This is a genomic window from Citrobacter sp. C6_1, from assembly GCF_014596835.2.
GTDB lineage: Bacteria > Pseudomonadota > Gammaproteobacteria > Enterobacterales > Enterobacteriaceae > Citrobacter > Citrobacter pasteurii.
Window position 1 is genome coordinate 724,344 of sequence record NZ_CP115031.1, and the last position, 18,188, is coordinate 742,531.

The following is an 18,188-nucleotide window of genomic DNA, read 5'->3' on the forward strand; positions in this document are numbered from 1 at the left end:
TGAGGTGCGAAAAGCCGAAGTATATCTTCGGCTTTTTTATTTATAGTTAAATTGATTTCGATTATGTTTTAATAAATGACGTGGTCTATATGTATAATGATGGATATTCCCCTTGGTGATATTTCATAATAAAAATATATTTATTTAGTGAATGTATTTAACATTAATTAATTCCTGTTATTTGTATTAGACAAAGAGCTTCTTGATCTCTCTTTTAAATAAATAATACTGATGTATTATTTGGTTAATCGATGATATTGATCATGTTTTATATTAGAGAATATATCGGATTGCATCGCCACACTAATTATAATCATTAATTGTCATTAACAGTCGTTGTTGACTGCCCACAGAAATGACGTTGTATGAAACTCGTTGAGCGATTGGAAAATGCTCCGTTAGGAAATGCAAAATATCGGCAGGAATCGCCGGTCTGAGAGGGATGTATGGGTGACAGTTTTCAGAATGAAGTGCCGACGGCACGTGTTAATATCAAGTTAGATTTACATACCGGAGGCGTTCAGAAAAAGGTTGAATTGCCGTTAAAACTTTTGACCGTGGGTGATTTCAGTAATGGTAGAGAACAACGACCACTATCGGAACGCGAAAAGGTTGATATATAATAAAAATAATTTCAATGATGTGTTAGCTAAGTTCTCGCCAGTAGTTAATCTGAATGTTAAAAATACGTTAGCTGGTGATGGTAGAAAAGACGATATTAATCTTACCTTTAAAAATATCCGCGATTTTGAGCCCGAGCAGGTAGCCAGGAATATCCCACAATTACGCGTTCTGTTGGCTATGCGTAACTTACTTCGTGACCTGAAATCTAACTTACTCGATAACGCGGCTTTTCGTCGCGAGCTGGAAACCATCCTTAAGGATCCAGCCCTGAGTCAGGAACTGCGTGATGAGCTGGCAACTATGATGCCGGAAGAGATTTAAGGCTATACAGGGTTTCCTCCGCTTAATCGGCAGGAATAGTAAAGGATCATAAAAGGAATATGTTGATGTCTGTTCAGGAACATACCTCTTCAGCCGCGACCACCACGACCAGTGAACGTAGCGTTTATCAATCCCTCTTTGATAAAATTAATCTTGCCCCGGTTTCGACATTAAAAAATGTCGATGCGTGGCAGAGCGATGAAGCGCTATCTGATGCCGCTCCGGCTGAACGCGTGACCGCCGCTATTCAGGTTCTGGTTTCATGTCTGGCGGACGCCGCACAGCCAGTAGAGCGCCTGGATAAAACGCTGCTTGATGAACAAATTGCTCGCCTTGATAAGCAGATTAGCGATCAGGTAAATGAAGTCATGCATCATGCGGAGTTTCAGAAGCAAGAATCGCTCTGGCGCGGTTTACATTCGATGATCACTGGCATCGATTTTCGTCGAAATGTCCGGGTAGAAATGATGGATATCAGCAAGGATGCGTTACGTGATGATTTTGACGACGCGCCGGAGCTTATCCAGAGCGGGTTATACCGCCATGTTTATATTGAAGAATATGATCAGCCAGGCGGTGAACCCATTGCGGCAATGATTTCAGCGTACGAATTTGATAACAGCCCGCAGGATATTTCACTGCTGCGCAATATTTCTGGCGTGTCGGCAGCCTGTCATATGCCGTTCATTGGTTCCGTTGGGCCGACATTTTTCCTGAAAGAAAATATGGAAGAAGTCGCGGCCATAAAAGATATCAATGATTATTTTGAACGTGCTGAATACATCAAGTGGAAAGCATTTCGTGATAGCGACGATTCACGCTATATCGGGCTGACTATGCCGCGTGTGCTGGGTCGTCTGCCGTATGGTCCTGATACCGTGCCGGTACGCAGTTTTAACTATGTTGAAGAAGTTAAGGGGCCGGATCACGAAAAATATCTGTGGACCAGCGCATCTTTCTCTTTCGCTGTGAATATGGTGAAAAGCTTTATCAAGAATGGCTGGTGCGTCCAGATCCGTGGGCCGCAGGCGGGCGGCGCGGTGAAAGATTTGCCTATCCATTTGTACGATCTGGGTACCGGTAATCAGGTGAAGATCCCGTCTGAGGTGATGATTCCGGAAACCCGGGAGTTTGAATTCGCCAACCTTGGCTTTATTCCGCTTTCTTATTATAAGAATCGTGATTACGCCTGCTTCTTCTCTGCTAACTCGGCTCAGAAACCTGCGCAGTTTGATACTCCGGAAGCGACGGCTAACAGCCGGATTAACTCACGTCTGCCGTATATCTTCCTGCTTTCTCGTATCGCTCACTACCTGAAAATCCTGCAGCGAGAAAATATTGGTACGACCAAAGATCGCCGCTTGCTTGAGCTTGAACTTAATAACTGGTTGCGCAGTCTGGTAACCGAAATGACCGATCCTGGCGATGACTTGCAGGCATCACACCCGCTGCGTGATGGGCGTGTCGTGGTGGAGGACATTGAGGATACAGCAAGAATTGCGTACGCTGACGCTGTCATATGCTGATTTATCAATGGTGTATCGGGTTGAGCAGAGTTTAAAACATGTCTGCGAAGTGCTGCAACGGCTTGAGTTGAAAGCGCTGAGTAAACTGGAGGCGGTTGTTACCTGGATGCACAATGCTGCTTTGCGTCTGGAGAAAGCTGAAGCGGATTCGGGAGCGGGCGCTGTGATGATACCGGCTTCAGGTGCGACCATTAACGTTGAGACGTCTTTGCCACAGTTGGTCTTTGTGGTTAATGAACCCGTGTCACCAGAGCAATCGAGCGCAACGGTTTTTGCTACTCAAACCGGTCATGGAACCCGACGGATGTGGCTGGGGTTTGCTATCGGTGCCATGGTGACTGCGTGCGTAACTACAGGCGCTTTTCTTGGTATTATGCATATGCGCGCCGACGGATATGAACTGGTGAAGCCATTGCCGCAGATGCTGTCGCCAGAGCAATTGTCCACGTTGAGGCAATCTTCAGATTTGAAGGAGCAGAAACAGGAAATAATTGCCGCAACGCAAGGGCAATTGGACGTTTTACATGACCTGTCACCTCTATGGTCGAGGGAGTATGCCGCATCATTAGCGCAGCAGTTAGCCACCCTGTGGCCGGAAGAATCGCTGACGACGGAATTCTCAAGCGGATTACAAAAACAGTTAATCACGGAAGCGTTGCCGGAAAGCGCACTGCAAAACTGGCATCATGCCCAGCAGGGGCTGGAAGCGTTAACCACTCAGCTAAATGCACTCGATGAACGCAAAGGGAAATATCTGACGGGGTCGGAGCTGAAATCAGCCATTTTCACTATCCGCCGCCAGCTTGACCAAACACCGCCGACAGAAGAGTTATTGCGTCAAATCGATGAGGAATTAAGCCAGCAGGGGAGTGTATCACCCGCGTTGTATCAGCAGCTCGATATGCGGCTTAATCAGCTTCTTAATCGTTATGCGCTATTGAAACAAAGCGCCATGGGGAGGGAGTAAATTATATCAAACAAAAGCAAAAACCCGCCTTGTGGGCGGGTTCTTTAAATTAGTGGTGCCGGACTCGGAATCACATCCACGATTAAGGTGCTGTTTGTTATTGGTTTTACTGGTATTTCTCACAAACAGCGCCCCCACTAAAGCCCCCATAAAAAATCGCTTTATTTTTGTGAGGGTTATCACGAAAAATCGTTGTTTAAGAGTGGGGGCTTCGTTATGTGTGGGGGGTACTTATATACAACAGGAGAAGGGGTTTCCTCCTGAGCACGCTAACTTTTAGTAAATGGTCGTTCAGGATAATATTCAATAACAAACTTCAGCGTTTGTGTGGCGGTTATATCAGCCTCAATATAGCCCAACTAAGGCATATGAGTCATATCCTCATAAAAATCGCAGGTAGTAAAACAGTTACCTCCACTTAAAAAAACAGGTTCATCTATTTTATATAATTTGATTTTTGCTGCCTGTTGGGATGAATCAGGTAGGAAGGCTCCTCCGGGCTCACTGAAAATCATAAAATCCCCCTGTAATCGTGCGCAGTGCGGGCAATGATTAGCATAATAGCTATATCCGGCAGTTTTACTGTATCCGGGACGCCAGGTGGGAGCAAAGTGCCTTATCTGGCTCAGTGAACGAGAATCGACGTCAGTAATGTTTGATATACCAGAAAAGCAGGGGCTTTCAGACCATGAATAACATGTGCCATCGTTTTCATAACGGAAAAGAGAGCTGTCGTAATACTGCCATTCATTAGGGTTTTCCGTGGCAGCCTCATCATCCGGGTCAAGGTAATCGACAGTCAGGTACTTATGTCCTCGAGGCAGACAGAATGCATAGAGGCTAATTGGCTCTCCACATTTCCAACACAGGCGTTCGTTTTCGCCAATGAAATAGCATTCATTATATAATTGATATTTTGTGCTATCTTTCAATTCTTGAATCCATGGAATAAATTGCAAGCTGGACTTACCGTCTGGTACATACCATTTTTTTAGCTCTGGATTCCATCGAGCACCTTTCCGCTTTACTTCATCTTTCTCATTGAATGGTACGTTTAACATTAAGTGACTCATACACATAACCTTCTGATTCCTTGTCACTAAAATAATGTTCTCAGAGACCAGAGTAGTCAATTGATAAGTGACTCAACTGAATTGTATTGTCGATTAAAGGGCTGTGATTTTGGGCTTATGTGGAAGCATTTTCTCCGAGGGGCAGCCAGCAGCCAGCTAGTTTTTGCCCTATGCCCATGCCTCTAAGAGCGTAGCTATCTTGCTGTTACTCTCCAGCAACCTTTACTTCCAGTCATATTCTATAGCGGTGTGTCGAAATCATTGCCTGTAAGGCGTTGCGGCCAGTGCTACAGGCTAAATGATCTCAGGTGAGGTGAGACATTAAAGATACCGTTCTCGTTTTCAAAATTTGTTTACGCGATATGTGATTGTATTGGATATATAAACAGTAGTTTTTCGAGTCTAGTGGCATGTGTACAGATAAACGTCCCCTTTTCATTACATTTGAAAGGTGAGATAATGATTTTAGCCCATTAAACTAATGTAAAATTTCAAATAAAATCAAAAGGTTGTTTTTATGATGGACGAATTGAGTGGAATTCAGGCGGATTTAGCCCAGCTTGTTCGGCTGGTGTTAACTGAACAGTATGATGATGTTCGTCTATATGTTGCTCGTTTAGTACGGAAGTATCGTGATACCGCACCGTTGCTAGCCGAACAACTTGATCTATATTTGCGTAATAAGCCTCATCGCTCGGCTCCGGCGTTGCGAAAATTTTCTACGGCACAGGGCGTGCCACCAGTAGTACCAGTAGATGAAGATTCTCGAATGAATCTGCTGAAAGTATTTGATGAACAGAAAAATTTAGAAAAACCGATGCTTTCTCAAACAATTGAAGATAGTTTGGATCAAATAATCCTTGAACGGAAAAATGTCCAAAAACTCAATAAGCTAGGTCTGAGTCCCACGAAGTCGGCAATATTTGTAGGTCCTCCGGGTGTAGGAAAGACCATGACAGCTCAATGGCTTGCTCAAAAATTGAATGTTCCTTTCTATGTCTTGGATCTAACCGCTGTCATGAGCAGCCTTCTGGGGAAAAGTGGCAATAACTTACGAGCAGCACTCGATTTTGCAAAAAAATCCCCTTGTGTTCTGTTGTTAGATGAAATTGACGCTATTGCTAAGAGAAGAAGCGATGATGCTGATATCGGGGAGTTGAAACGTTTAGTTACCGTGATCCTGCAAGAAGTTGACCAATGGCCTTCGACGGGTTTGCTTTTAGCTGCAACAAACTATGCTGACTTGATCGATCCTGCTTTGTGGCGGAGATTTGATCTGGTTGTGGAATTTCAAACTCCTAACCGAGCTGCCATTCATGAGGCAGTAAAAAGATTTATGGGGGCTGATTTTGCTATTTTTGCAATTTGGGCTGACATTCTGGCAATGATTTTCGAGGGTGAGTCTTTCAGCGATATTGAGAGATCAATAAATAGAATTAGGCGTAGTATTGCTTTGGGCATAGCCTCGGATGCCGAGATAATTGAAGATTTTGTAAAAAATAAAATAGAGCAAATGCCCCGACCTAAACGTATAGATATGGCAGTCTCATTATCGAAGACTAAAAAATTATCACAACATGTGGTCTCTGGATTGACTGGCGTTAGCCGAGATACCATCAGAAAACGTTTGGCCTCAGCGTAATAATTTTAACTTAGATGGAAGGATTGATTAATGAACAAAAATAATTTCCTAATCGGTCGCGGAGAGTTATTAACCTATGACGTTAAGGGACCTCGTCGACCTCCGATGCCTAAAGAAGTGTATACATTACGTGAGGCTCAAGAACGCCTTATTCCTCAAATAGAGATTACTTCAAAATCATTAGATTCATTACCTAATATGGCTTGTCCTAATGATTTTGCGATCGCAAAATTCACGCTCAACCCTAGTTTCATCGCCCGTTCATACTACCCTGTAAGTTTCTTACGTGAAGCTGGGTTATCGTCTGTGGGTAGTAGAACCGTAAGAATTAAGCCTGAAAAATGGAAAAAAAAAGCACAGGTAACAGAGAGTTCGACTACGGAAATTTTTGTTGCTGGAAAAAGAAATGCTTTCAGAGCATTGCCTGATTTGGCTGAGTCATTTTTATCAGGAACGGATGAAGCAATAGATTTTGCTCGTTTTGAAGAAATTACCCCTTATCTTTCTCAAGAGCGGATCATTAGCAGCAAAACAGAAAATGGTGGGTTTTATGAGGTAGGTATTCACCTTCTTCCTGATAATGGTCGTGATGTTGTTCAGCAGTCTTTTTTAAAATATGCTGACTCTCTTAACGTTGAGGTACACACAAAGTTAACCTTTGTTGCAGGTGGATTATGGTTTACTCCTGTAAAATGTTCTGAAGAGCAATTGAGCAAATTATCTGAATTTTCTTTTATCAGAGTTATTAGGCCTGTTCCTCAGTTACGTGGAATGAGGCCTATGCAACGTGTGTCCAGCATAAATATACCATGTGTATTGCCGAACGCTGAGCCGATATCTTCCGAACCAAAGGTTGCGATATTAGATGGCGGTTTACCCGCTGTTCACTCTTTAAATAAATGGATTAAATCTTACCGTGTTTTGGATGATAACGCAGAAGATGACGAGGGGGGATTGGCACATGGCTTGGCAGTAACATCGGCATTTTTATTTGGTCCGATATCCCCTAAAAATGCCGTTCAGAGGCCATATTCTTATGTCGATAATCTTCGAATATTAGATAAGAATATTGAGGACGAAGATCCCCTTGAATTATATAGGACATTAGGGTTTATTGAAGAAGTTCTGCTGTCTCGTCAATATCAATTCTTAAATTTAAGCCTTGGGCCAGACTTACCCATTGAAGATACTGAAGTACATGCTTGGACGGCAGTTATTGATGATTTGCTAAGTGACGGCGAAACGTTTATGACTGTTGCGGCAGGAAATAATGGTGGACGAGATCGAGAATCAGGCAATGCAAGAATTCAAGTCCCTTCAGATTGTGTAAATGCTGTGGCGATTGGTGCCGCCAACTCACAAGACGAAAAAAACTGGCAACGTGCAGAGTACAGTGCATTTGGACCAGGCAGAAGTCCAGGGATAATAAAACCCGATCTGACAGCATTTGGCGGGGATATTGATGGATATTTCCATGTTATTGCAGAAGGTAGTTCCCCTGTTATTACGCCACAAATGGGAACCAGTTTTTCTGCACCCTATGCGTTGAGAAGTGCTGTTGGTATTCGTTCCATTATGGGGCAAGAGTTGTCTCCACTGGCAATTAAAGCGTTGTTAGTGCATGCTGCAAATACTAATGGGCATCATGTTACTGAAGTAGGTTGGGGTAAAATACCTGAAAATCTAAATGATATCATTACTAGCCCTGATGGTGTTGCGCGAATCGTTTATCAGGGAGAGCTTAAGCCTGGAAAATATCTCAGGGCTCCATTGCCATTACCAAATGGTACGTTAAATGGAAGTATATCTCTCTCTGCTACTTTTTGTTATGCCTCGGCAACAGATCCGCAAGATTCAGCATCTTATACTAAAGCCGGTTTAGAGGTTTCTTTCCGACCTAATGAAGATAAAAGCAAATCAGAAGGGCAAACAAACGCCGATAGTAAGGGCTTTTTTGAGCTAAAAAAATATGCCACTGAGAGTGAGCGTCGTTCTGATATGGGAAAATGGGAGACGGTTTTGCATAATAGTAAAAATATGCGAGGATCTTCTCTTAAAAATCCAGTGTTCGATATTCATTATAATGCAAGAGATTGTGGTGGCATGGCTTCAAAACCGGAGAAAATCAAATACGCATTAATTATTACAGTTAAGGCTTCTAAACATGCTGATTTATATAATGAAATATTAAGGGCATATAATCAAATTTTGATTCCTTTACAGCCGCAGGTATCGTTGCCTCTTAATGTATAAAACCCGAGCGGTAGAATAAACTATTTTAACGACAAGCCCCCTCGGGGGCTTTTTAATAGTTGCATATGATTATTGAAATAGTTATCCGGAAATTAATGATGTGTTAATCATTGGAGGATTCTAACAGTTTATTTTATTTTTATAAATTTACTGCCTTTAAAAGATTTAATTAACTCTTTTTTCATATCCTCAATAACTTTTTCAGCATACTCCTTAGCCATATCCATTCCTTTAGAGTTAACGATGAGCAATAAAGACGTGAAATCATTTTCACGCCCACATTGTGCACAAATAACAAAACTACCATGATGAGGTTCATAACCATCATAGGGAATTGCGAATTGTGTAGAATGACAAAATGTACAATGCAGACTGATATTTTTTCTTAGTTCGTCCATGCGCTTGCCACTTTTATCCGGCTATGCCAGAGATACCACCAGCAATCCCGCCGGCAATTGCTGAGACCAGAGGGTGTTCGAGTAATTTAGCGAGTCGGCTTTTTGCTTCTTTTTTCTCTTCATCAGAAGCACTAGAGGCATCAATTTTTTGCTCCAGTTCATGAAACACCATGTTGAAATTCTGAGTGTTTCCGTTTCCAACCTGAGCCGGGCCATTAACGTTAAGTGTTGCTATTTGCATACTTGCTCCGAGTTCATAAGCGCGTTTTTTACCATGCTTTACGGAAATCGCTCTGCTTTGACCTTCTTCTGTAATTTTGATCTCACAAAAAGTATTTCCATAATCGTTCTTAATAAGAGAGCGTGTTATACATATTTTAATAATTTTGTAGAGGTCGTCTTTACTCCAGTCGTTTTTTGCGGTGAAAGAAATAAAATCACCAGCCTCTTCGGTAAAGTCAAAATATGCTTGTTGAATCGTCATCCCTTGGTTTTCTAGATCATCGTTCATAAAAACTAAAAGCGTATCAATATCGTTTTAGATTTTTTCCACGTCTATTTTCCTTTCTGAGAGAATCAGAATACGATTTTGAGCATACCATATTTTTGTATGAGCTTAGTGCTGTGGTTTGTTCATTTCTGCGATCTGACTTCAAAAAAATGGCCTTGCCGCAGTGAGTCAATCGCGGTATCGTTTACAAGCACCTGCAAATTCAGGTGCCGGGATTGGTCTCCTGAAGATATTCCTTACTGGCGACATATGACGCGCTTTGCGTCTTTTTTATGTCGTTCATCCGGCTACATCTCAATGGTGGGCCGGGCGGAGGCGTCGCAAGACGCGCCGGTGTCCAGTAAGGCCGGTAAGACCAACTCCGTCCGGTTCCACCACCCGCAAGATTGGTCTCTTCGGTGGTGGTTCAATTAATCACTTACTGGAGGCTGCCACTATGGCTACGATCCCCATCCAGACACACCCGTTACTCACCGTTCCCTTCAATGCCGCCACGGATTTCACCGTCCTTGCCAGCCACTGCGAAAACTTCGCCGAAACCCTGATTGAAAGTAAAGATATCGCGTTAAAAATGGCGCTCTGCGGCAGACTCAACGCCGCTTTGACGCTGCTCCAGCCCACGCTGTTAGAACCCGTCCCGTCGCATCTTATTGAAAGCCTGACCGTTGATACCCTCCCCGCAAACGCCCCTCAGTTTGGGCCAGAATGTACCGAACTTTGCAGCTACTGCCTTGCCCTGACACAGACGCTGGCGGGGCAGGGATTTTCCTCGGAAACGGAGAAATTGCTTAGCTGGCTGTTGTATGACCTGATCAACTACTTCGCCGCGGAAATGAAAGCCCCGCGCTGGTTACGCACTACCGACGGTGTGAAGTTTATTGACGGGGTAGCGGCATGAGCATGATGCAACTGGACTGGCATCCCGCCGACATTATCGCGGCGCTGAAAAAACGCGGAACGTCGTTATCCGCCGTTTCCCGCAAATCTGGGCTGGCGTCCTCTACTTTAGCAAACGCGTTGATAAAACACTGGCCGAAGGGAGAAAGATTGATCGCGGAGGAGTTGGATGTTGCGCCGGAAAAAATCTGGCCTTCGCGCTATGCCCAGCCAGATAAGAGATAAGGATCCGAATTGTCGAATCCCCAAAAGCAAAAAACCAGCCCTAGGGCTGGTTTTTCTAAATAGTGGTGCCCGGACTCGGAATCGAACCAAGGACACGGGGATTTTCAATCCCCTGCTCTACCGACTGAGCTATCCGGGCAACGAGGCGCATTAAACCCGATTCACTTCGTTTCGTCAACGAAATTTCTTCAAATCAATGCAGACTGCACAATCTATCACCACATTGCTGGTATTGCACGCATTCTCAGGCAAAAAATGCCGTCCATGCTGCGGAAAGCGGCATTGCCAGCAGCAGGGCGGGAAGCATATTCACCACCGCAAACATTTTGATTCCGCAAATACGTAGACCCGTCGCCAGCAACAGCAGTCCGCCTACCGCGCTGAAATCGGCCATCATGGCTGGGGTTGTCAGCGGTAAAATCAGAGCCGCGCAGGTGGCGAGCGTCAACTGAATTGCCAGCATCGGTATAAAAATGGCAGACACGGCGATCCCTAGCGAGCAGGCGAAGATAATAGCGGTGAAGAAATCCAGAAATGACTTGGCGATTAAAATATTCGGGTCGCCGGTCATCCCTTCATGGATTGCCCCGAAGATCCCGGTTCCGCTGGCGCAAAACAGCACGATGATAGCCACGTAGCTTTGGATGAAAGATTCGTGTGTTGCATTGACATCCGATTTGGTGAAAAGCTGCTGAGCTTTGGCAACCGCGGCATTGATTCCTTTTTCCAGATGGCAGAACTCGCCAATTAATGCACCGACCAGCGTCGCCAGCACCATCACCGGCAAGTTAACGCATTTGATAACCAGCAAGATACCAATCCCCAACGAGCACAACCCGAATATTGAGGTCATTGAGATCCGAATACGTTCGGGTAAATGCTGACTGAGCAGCGCGCCGAGAACACCACCTAATAAAATGGCGCTGGCATTAATAAAGGGTCCGATTACCACGTTCGCTCCTGCATACCTATTATCGTCTTGATGTTAAAGGCAATTGTCTGGGTGAAATTATGTTTCAGATTGCATTATTATGCCGCTATTTTCAGACGAAATGTTTGTTTATCTGTGAGGTTTAAGCACAGGATTTTATCTTGCGCCTGTAGGTGAAAGGTGCCATGATTGCGCGAATTTTCTCCTGTCTGAATGGGGTTGCCTGGGATGATATTACTCCCCCTACATCGCCTTCAACATCGCCTTTTTGCGCGACGTTTGCCCCTTTCTGCAACTTATCTTCACGCTCTCACCATGCGGTGAGGGCAGCGCACGCTCACTGCAGGATAACAGTAAAATCAGAGGCTATCTGCTTTTACTGATGTCTGGCGGTCGGGGCTGGTAACCAGTTTGACCTGTCATTTCGTGGGCAAAGCAATGTGGCTTTGTCCGGGACTTTTGATTTTCCCGAAACGGGTTATTGCGCTTATGAAATCAATGAAAATTGCCGCCAGTAGTGAACTGGTTTCTCGTTTTTCCAGCCATCGTCAGGTGGTGTCACTGGACAGCACCGATTTTACTGACGTCGCGGCAGTCGTCATTACCGTTGCGGACAGCCGCAGTGGGATCCTGGCCTTGCTGAAACGTACCGGTTTTCATATACCGGTGTTTTTGTTCGCAGAGTCTGATGTCGATGTGCCTGCGGGCGTTAATGCGGTGATTCACGGTCAGGCTCAGGACTGGCTGGAGCTGGAGTCTGCTGCCTGTCAGTATGAGGAAGAGTTGCTGCCGCCGTTCTATGACACGCTCACCCAGTATGTCGAAATGGGGAACAGCACATTTGCTTGTCCGGGGCACCAGCACGGTGAGTTTTTTAAGAAGCATCCGGCGGGCCGACATTTCTACGAGTTCTTTGGCGAGAACCTGTTTCGCGCGGATATGTGCAACGCTGACGTTAAGCTGGGCGATTTGCTGATTCATGAGGGATCAGCGAAACATGCGCAGAAATTTGCCGCGAAAGTTTTCCACGCGGATAAAACCTACTTTGTACTGAACGGGACTTCTGCGGCGAATAAAGTGGTGACCAATGCGCTGCTGACGCGTGGCGATCTGGTGTTGTTTGACCGCAACAACCATAAGTCCAACCATCATGGTGCGCTGATCCAGGCGGGGGCGACGCCGGTTTACCTGGAAGCGGCGCGTAATCCGTTTGGCTTTATTGGCGGTATTGATGAGCACTGCTTTGATGAGGCGTATCTGCGCCAGCAACTGCGTGAAGTTGCGCCGCACAAGGCTGACCAGCCGCGTCCGTTCCGTCTGGCGATCATTCAGCTCGGTACCTATGACGGGACGATCTACAACGCCCGACAGGTGATCGACAAGATCGGTAGCCTGTGCGATTACATCCTGTTTGATTCTGCCTGGGTTGGCTACGAACAGTTTATCCCGATGATGGCCGATGGGTCACCGCTGCTACTGGATCTTAATGCTAACGATCCGGGGATCTTTGTCACCCAGTCGGTACACAAACAACAGGCCGGATTCTCACAAACTTCGCAGATCCACAAAAAGGATAACCATATTCGTGGGCAGGCGAGATTCTGCCCGCATAAGCGTCTGAACAATGCGTTTATGCTGCATGCTTCCACCAGTCCGTTTTACCCGCTGTTTGCGGCGCTGGACGTGAACGCCAAAATCCATGAAGGCGAGAGCGGTCGTCGGCTATGGGCGGAGTGTGTGGCGCTGGGGATCGAGGCCCGTAAAGCGATTATTGCCCGCTGTAAGATGATTCAGCCGTTTATTCCCCCGGTAGTCGATGGCAAACCGTGGGAAAGCTATCCAACGCCGGTGATTGCCAGCGAGCGCCGCTTCTTTAGCTTTGAACCGGGTGCTAAATGGCATGGTTTTTCCGGCTACGCGCGCGACCAGTATTTCGTTGATCCCTGCAAGCTGTTGTTAACCACTCCGGGCATTGATGCGCAAACCGGGCAATATACTGAGTTTGGTATTCCGGCGACGATTCTGGCGCATTACCTGCGTGAAAACGGCATTGTTCCGGAGAAATGCGACCTTAACTCGATTTTGTTCCTGCTGACCCCGGCAGAAAGCACCGAGAAACTGGCGCAACTGGTGGCAATGCTGGCGCAGTTTGAGCAGCACATTGAGGACGATACGCCGCTGGCGGACGTGTTGCCCTCCATCTTCAACAAGTATCCGGTACGTTACCGGGATTACACGCTGCGTGAACTGTGTCAGGAAATGCACGATTTATACGTCAGCTTTGATGTCAAGGATCTGCAAAAAGCGATGTTCCGCCAGGAGAGTTTGCCTGCCGTGGCGATGAACCCGCAGGATGCGAACAGCGCCTTTATCCGTGGTGATGTTGAGCTGGTTCGGATCTGTGATGCCGCTGGCCGCGTTGCGGCAGAAGGTGCGCTGCCTTATCCTCCGGGCGTGCTGTGCGTGGTACCGGGTGAAGTCTGGGGCGGGGCGGTGCAACGTTATTTCCTGGCGCTGGAAGAGGGCGTAAACCTGCTGCCGGGCTTTTCGCCGGAGTTGCAGGGCGTTTACAGTGAGACTGATGCGGACGGTATTAAGCGTCTGTATGGATATGTTGTGAAGTAAGCGCAAAAAAAGCGGGTTACCTTTTGGCAACCCGCTTTTCTCTGTGTAAACGTTAGTGTGCGATAGTGTGCGTGCCTGTCGGAACGCGTACGTGTTTGTATTTAAACAGCGCCACGAAGGCAAAAGCCAGTACCAGCGAGTAGCCAGCGAAGATCAGCCACACGGTCTGCCAGTCGGTAATACCGTTCAGCGTGTAGTACTCAACCACTTTACCGCTCACCAGACCACCCAGAATACAACCGAAGCCGTTGGTCATCATCAGGAACATACCCTGTGCGCTGGCGCGGATTTCAGGGCGAACTTCTTTCTCCACGAACACCGAGCCCGAGATGTTGAAGAAGTCGAAGGCGCAGCCGTAAACAATCATCGACAGAACCAGCAGCACGGTACCGAACGGCGTTGGATCGCCGTAGGCAAACAGGCCGAAGCGCAACATCCACGCCACAATACTGATAAGCATCACATTCTTAATACCGTAACGGCTCAAGAAGAACGGGATGGTCAGGATAAACAGCGTCTCGGAAATCTGCGAGATCGACATCATCACCGAGGCGTGTTCAACGATGAAGCTACCGGAGAACAGCGGGTTGTTATCGAAGCTGTGCAGGAAGGTATTACCGAACATATTGGTAATCTGCAGCTCAGCGCCCAGCATCATTGAGAAGATAAAGAAAATCGCCATGCGCTTGTTTTTAAACAGCGCGAAGGCGTCCAGACCGAGCATGGATGTCCAGCTCTGGTTTTTCTGCTGGTTAGCCACCGGAATATGCGGCAGCGTCAGCGTGAACAGTGCCAAAACAACGGACAGCGTTGCACCGATATACAGCTGCATATGGCTCAGCTCGAAGCCGGAGAAGCTCACGCCCCACATCGCCATGATAAAGCCGATGGTGCCCCAGATACGGATTGGCGGGAAGTCGGTGACAATATCCATCCCGGCTGACTGCAGGCGATAGTAAGAGATGGTGTTGATTAACCCGAGCGTTGGCATATAGGCCAAAGAGTTAAGCAAGATCACAAAGAACATGGCGCCTGGGGTGGTGACTTCGGCTGCGGCGAACAGTGTTGCTGCGCCGACCAGGTGACAAATGGCGTACACCCATTTCGCACTGATCCATTTGTCGGCCACAATCCCTAACAGCGTAGGCATAAACACGGCGGCGATCCCCAGCGAGCTATACACTGCGCCAATGGATGCACCATCGAATTTTAGGGTGACAAACATATAGGAGCCGAGGGTAGTGAGCCAACTACCCCATAAGCAGAACTGCAGAAACGAGAGCACTTTCAGCTGCAGCTTAAGATTCATGTTAATTTCCTCACACCGTAATGCGGATGAATGTTTTAAAAGGCACATTTGCCGGGGCTTGATGATGTGATTCTATCAACGAGGGACACTCTTTTTTTGTTACCTGTGACAAATATTTGCAAACAATTTCTAATTGCAAAGCAAAATAGTGACGGGGTTAACACTTTACCCTCTTCCGGGCCCCGTTTACCGGGACAGAAGAGGGATATATTAGCGGCGTCGATATGATTTTTGCGCGGAATTGACCTTGTAAAGGTATCGGCGTGATTCAGCAGACGGATGTCGGGTAGTCAGCGTTTGATAAACGTCCCCCGGGGTCATACTGTTGATAATATTCGCGGCCTGAATTTTATCGTTCGAGAAAACGCGCAGCACGCTGCCCGCACCGCCGTTATATGCCGTGATGACCGCATAGCGACGGGAGGTTGGATTATCAATACCGCCCAGATAGACGTTGTTAAGCATTGCCAGATAAGCGGTACCGATATCAATGTTGCTGGCCGGGTCAAACAGGAAGCTACGGCTCGGCGTGCCGGAGCGCCCCTGCGAACGAAACACATCTTTCCCGGCGCTGTGTTGCACCACCTGCATCAGCCCCAGCGCATCGGCATGGCTGACCGCATACGGGTTAAATGAGGATTCGGTTTGCATGATGGCCAGAATCAGCGACTCATCGACGCCATACTTACGCGAAGCCTGACGCACCATGCCGACGTATTTATGCGCGCGCTTATCAAGGTGGTTCGGTACCAGGTTGATGGTCACGCTATAGATGATGCGAATACCGTTGCTGCGGCTTTTCAGGCGTGTTTTCAGCAGATAGTCAGCGAAATTGGTGGCGCGTCCCTCCCAACGAATTGGCTGGCCAGTATTATCGACCACCTGCCCGTACAGGAACGGCTCTTTGGAAATCTTAATGTCGTCGACATCGGAATAGAGGTCGATAGAACCCGGATCATCACCCATCAGCAATGTCTTGATAATCGCCCGACGCAGGTGCCCGGCGGGATCTGTCCCGGCAATGGTCTCGACGGTTATCGTACCGTCATCAAAGTTGATATGGCTGCGGGTTTGATACTGATCGGTATACTTTACGTAGTCCTTTGGACCCGCAATCAGCACTTCCTTAAATCCCCACAGATTCTCAATGTTATGGGCAAATTGCCCCATCAGAATATCAAAACCGTTGGTATCCTTGACCCAGGCTTCGTTATAAGAATCGCCTTTTTTGGTCGAACTGGAACAGGAGATGAGCAACGGCGCAATAACGGCAAGCGCGAGAAATTTTTTCATCATTCCGGGAGTGCGTGTTGTGTTTGTTATTTGCAAGGACCAGATCAAATCGTAGGCCGGATAAGCGCAGCGCCATCCGGCAACGGTTCTTAAGACTCTGGTGTATAGCCTTCAATATGCACATCTTTGCCTTCAAACAGGAAGTTAATCATCTCCTGTTCCAGTAACTTACGATGCTCAACGTTCATCATATTAAGCTTCTTCTCGTTAATCAGCATGGTTTGCTTATGCTGCCATTGCGCCCATGCTTCTTTAGAAATCTCGTTGTAGATGCGTTTCCCCAGCTCGCCCGGGTACAGCTGGAAGTCCTGGCCTTCTGCTTCGCGTTGCAGGAAAGTGCAAAAAATCGTTCTGCTCATATAAAATCCTCTCTTTCGACCGGTACGTTAAACGTGTGTACCGGCACGTAATTGCTGTAACAAACGCTCCACGGGAGCCGCCAGTCCGACCGACGGCGGTTGCGCTAAGTTATACCAGAGCGCGTTGCCTTCATCCATGCATGAGCCGAATGAAGACACTGGAAGCCACATAGGCACAATGTCTAAGTGGAAATGGCTAAAGGTATGGCGAAACGCATTAAGTTGGGTCAGATTATCTGCGTTAATTTGTCGTTGCGCCAGCCAGTTGCGCAGTCCGTTTTCATCGTCAAACTGCGGAAAACAGTATAAACCACCCCATAAGCCGCTGGGCGGTCGCTGTGCGAGCAATACTTCGTCATTATGCTGCATCAGTAAAAAATAGCCCGTCCGTTCCGGCAGCGTTTGCTTGGGTTTTTTACCCGGGTACAGCGCCCAGCTTGCATTGGCGCTGGCCACACAGCCATTATCTAACGGACACAGCGAACATTTAGGTTTTGAGCGCGTACAGACCATGGCGCCTAAATCCATCATCGCCTGATTAAACCGCTCAACGCCATGGGCAGGTGTAACCTGCTCGCTCAACTCCCACAGCTTCTTTTCGACCTCTTTTTTACCCGGCCAGCCGCTTACAGCATAACAGCGAGCCAGCACGCGTTTGACGTTACCGTCGAGAATCGGAAAATGCTGACCCAGAGAAAGAGAAAGGATCGCGCCTGCGGTTGAACGTCCTACGCCTGGCAGAGCAGCCACCTCATCAAAGGTTTGTGGGAATGTGCCGCCATGCAGCGTCACAACCTGCTGTGCGGCTTTATGCAGATTACGCGCCCGGGCGTAATAGCCCAGCCCTGTCCATAAATGCAGAACTTCATCCAGCGGCGCATGAGCTAAATCGCTTACCGTTGGGAAGCGCACCATAAAACGCTCAAAATAAGGGATAACGGTCGCAACCTGAGTTTGTTGCAGCATTACCTCAGAGAGCCATACTTTGTAAGGCGTCTTGTCAATTTGCCAGGGTAGCGTTTTCCGCCCGTATTTGTCGTACCAGCTCAACACCTGAGCCGAGAATTGAGACGCTTGCATGATTACCGTTTCATTATTGCCGGGGGCAAGATTGCAGCACAGCGGCAACGGGGTGTAAACCGGAACTTTCCGCTGCTCACTTTCTTCCTTTACTTGCATCCGGCAACTAACTTTGGATAATGCCCGTTTTCAGAACTCAAACACAGCAGACTAA

The 18,188-nt window shown here is 47.0% G+C and carries 15 protein-coding genes, 1 tRNA gene and 1 pseudogene; 8 read left to right on the plus strand and 9 right to left on the minus strand.

Going from position 1 to position 18,188, the window contains the following annotated elements; all coding sequences use genetic code 11:
* Positions 1–446 precede the first annotated feature (446 nt).
* The 3 genes and pseudogenes from tssB to IB196_RS03610 all read left to right on the plus strand — a co-directional run bounded on the left by tssB (position 447) and on the right by IB196_RS03610 (position 3,438).
* Positions 447–945 (plus strand): annotated as a pseudogene (tssB, locus tag IB196_RS03600) (type VI secretion system contractile sheath small subunit).
* Between the two features lie 65 nt (positions 946–1,010).
* On the plus strand, positions 1,011–2,471 hold the full coding sequence (tssC, locus tag IB196_RS03605; RefSeq protein ID WP_188231901.1) for a type VI secretion system contractile sheath large subunit: 1,461 nt from the start codon (positions 1,011–1,013) through the stop codon (positions 2,469–2,471).
* The gene (locus IB196_RS03610) at positions 2,425–3,438 is read left to right on the plus strand and encodes a VasL domain-containing protein (RefSeq protein WP_223236873.1); all 1,014 of its coding nucleotides are present in this window, start codon (positions 2,425–2,427) and stop codon (positions 3,436–3,438) included. The genes tssC and IB196_RS03610 overlap by 47 nt, the downstream gene beginning before the upstream one ends.
* A gap of 359 nt (positions 3,439–3,797) precedes the next feature.
* Here IB196_RS03610 and IB196_RS03615 read toward each other — a convergent pair whose 3' ends face one another.
* A complete protein-coding gene (locus tag IB196_RS03615) occupies positions 3,798–4,511 on the minus strand; it encodes a DUF5710 domain-containing protein (protein ID WP_188231902.1) in 714 nt (237 codons plus the stop codon).
* 520 nt (positions 4,512–5,031) lie between these two features.
* Between IB196_RS03615 and IB196_RS03620 the strand changes: the two genes are divergently transcribed.
* Both IB196_RS03620 and IB196_RS03625 read left to right on the plus strand, forming a co-directional pair.
* A complete protein-coding gene (locus IB196_RS03620) occupies positions 5,032–6,153 on the plus strand; it encodes an ATP-binding protein (protein WP_188231931.1) in 1,122 nt (373 codons plus the stop codon).
* A gap of 30 nt (positions 6,154–6,183) precedes the next feature.
* Positions 6,184–8,406: a S8 family peptidase gene (locus IB196_RS03625; protein WP_188231903.1), complete on the plus strand. Its 2,223-nt coding sequence runs from the start codon at positions 6,184–6,186 to the stop codon at positions 8,404–8,406.
* A 128-nt stretch (positions 8,407–8,534) separates the two neighbouring features.
* Here IB196_RS03625 and IB196_RS03630 read toward each other — a convergent pair whose 3' ends face one another.
* Together IB196_RS03630 and IB196_RS03635 are read right to left on the minus strand one after the other, a co-directional pair.
* Positions 8,535–8,804 (minus strand): hypothetical protein, encoded by a 270-nt coding sequence (locus IB196_RS03630; RefSeq protein WP_188231904.1) that lies wholly within the window; start codon positions 8,802–8,804, stop codon positions 8,535–8,537.
* A gap of 13 nt (positions 8,805–8,817) precedes the next feature.
* Complete coding sequence (locus tag IB196_RS03635; RefSeq protein WP_223236874.1) at positions 8,818–9,288, minus strand: hypothetical protein; 471 nt, start codon at positions 9,286–9,288, stop codon at positions 8,818–8,820.
* Between the two features lie 463 nt (positions 9,289–9,751).
* Here IB196_RS03635 and IB196_RS03640 point away from each other — a divergent pair, with 463 nt between their 5' ends.
* Both IB196_RS03640 and IB196_RS03645 read left to right on the plus strand, forming a co-directional pair.
* Positions 9,752–10,213 (plus strand): hypothetical protein, encoded by a 462-nt coding sequence (locus IB196_RS03640; protein WP_188231905.1) that lies wholly within the window; start codon positions 9,752–9,754, stop codon positions 10,211–10,213.
* 2 nt (positions 10,214–10,215) lie between these two features.
* On the plus strand, positions 10,216–10,437 hold the full coding sequence (locus IB196_RS03645) for a helix-turn-helix transcriptional regulator (RefSeq protein ID WP_040229952.1): 222 nt from the start codon (positions 10,216–10,218) through the stop codon (positions 10,435–10,437).
* Positions 10,438–10,500: 63 nt separating this feature from the next.
* Here the strand turns inward: IB196_RS03645 and IB196_RS03650 are convergent.
* Positions 10,501–10,576, minus strand: a tRNA-Phe gene (locus IB196_RS03650).
* A gap of 105 nt (positions 10,577–10,681) precedes the next feature.
* A complete protein-coding gene (locus tag IB196_RS03655) occupies positions 10,682–11,389 on the minus strand; it encodes a DUF554 domain-containing protein (RefSeq protein WP_005123255.1) in 708 nt (235 codons plus the stop codon).
* Between the two features lie 468 nt (positions 11,390–11,857).
* On the opposite strand from IB196_RS03655, the gene IB196_RS03660 reads away from it, so the two are divergent.
* Positions 11,858–13,993 carry an ornithine decarboxylase gene (locus tag IB196_RS03660; protein WP_188231906.1) on the plus strand — a complete coding sequence of 712 codons (2,136 nt, stop codon included), beginning with the start codon at positions 11,858–11,860 and terminating at the stop codon, positions 13,991–13,993.
* A 52-nt stretch (positions 13,994–14,045) separates the two neighbouring features.
* Here the strand turns inward: IB196_RS03660 and IB196_RS03665 are convergent, their stop codons facing one another.
* The 4 genes from IB196_RS03665 to mutY all read right to left on the minus strand — a co-directional run bounded on the left by IB196_RS03665 (position 14,046) and on the right by mutY (position 18,034).
* The gene (locus IB196_RS03665; RefSeq protein WP_005123262.1) at positions 14,046–15,302 is read right to left on the minus strand and encodes a nucleoside permease; all 1,257 of its coding nucleotides are present in this window, start codon (positions 15,300–15,302) and stop codon (positions 14,046–14,048) included.
* A 210-nt stretch (positions 15,303–15,512) separates the two neighbouring features.
* Complete coding sequence (gene mltC, locus IB196_RS03670) at positions 15,513–16,598, minus strand: membrane-bound lytic murein transglycosylase MltC (protein ID WP_188231907.1); 1,086 nt, start codon at positions 16,596–16,598, stop codon at positions 15,513–15,515.
* An 86-nt stretch (positions 16,599–16,684) separates the two neighbouring features.
* A complete protein-coding gene (locus IB196_RS03675; RefSeq protein ID WP_040232080.1) occupies positions 16,685–16,954 on the minus strand; it encodes an oxidative damage protection protein in 270 nt (89 codons plus the stop codon).
* Between the two features lie 27 nt (positions 16,955–16,981).
* Positions 16,982–18,034, minus strand: a complete 1,053-nt coding sequence (gene mutY, locus IB196_RS03680) for an A/G-specific adenine glycosylase (RefSeq protein ID WP_040232270.1) — start codon at positions 18,032–18,034, stop codon at positions 16,982–16,984.
* Positions 18,035–18,188 lie beyond the last annotated feature (154 nt).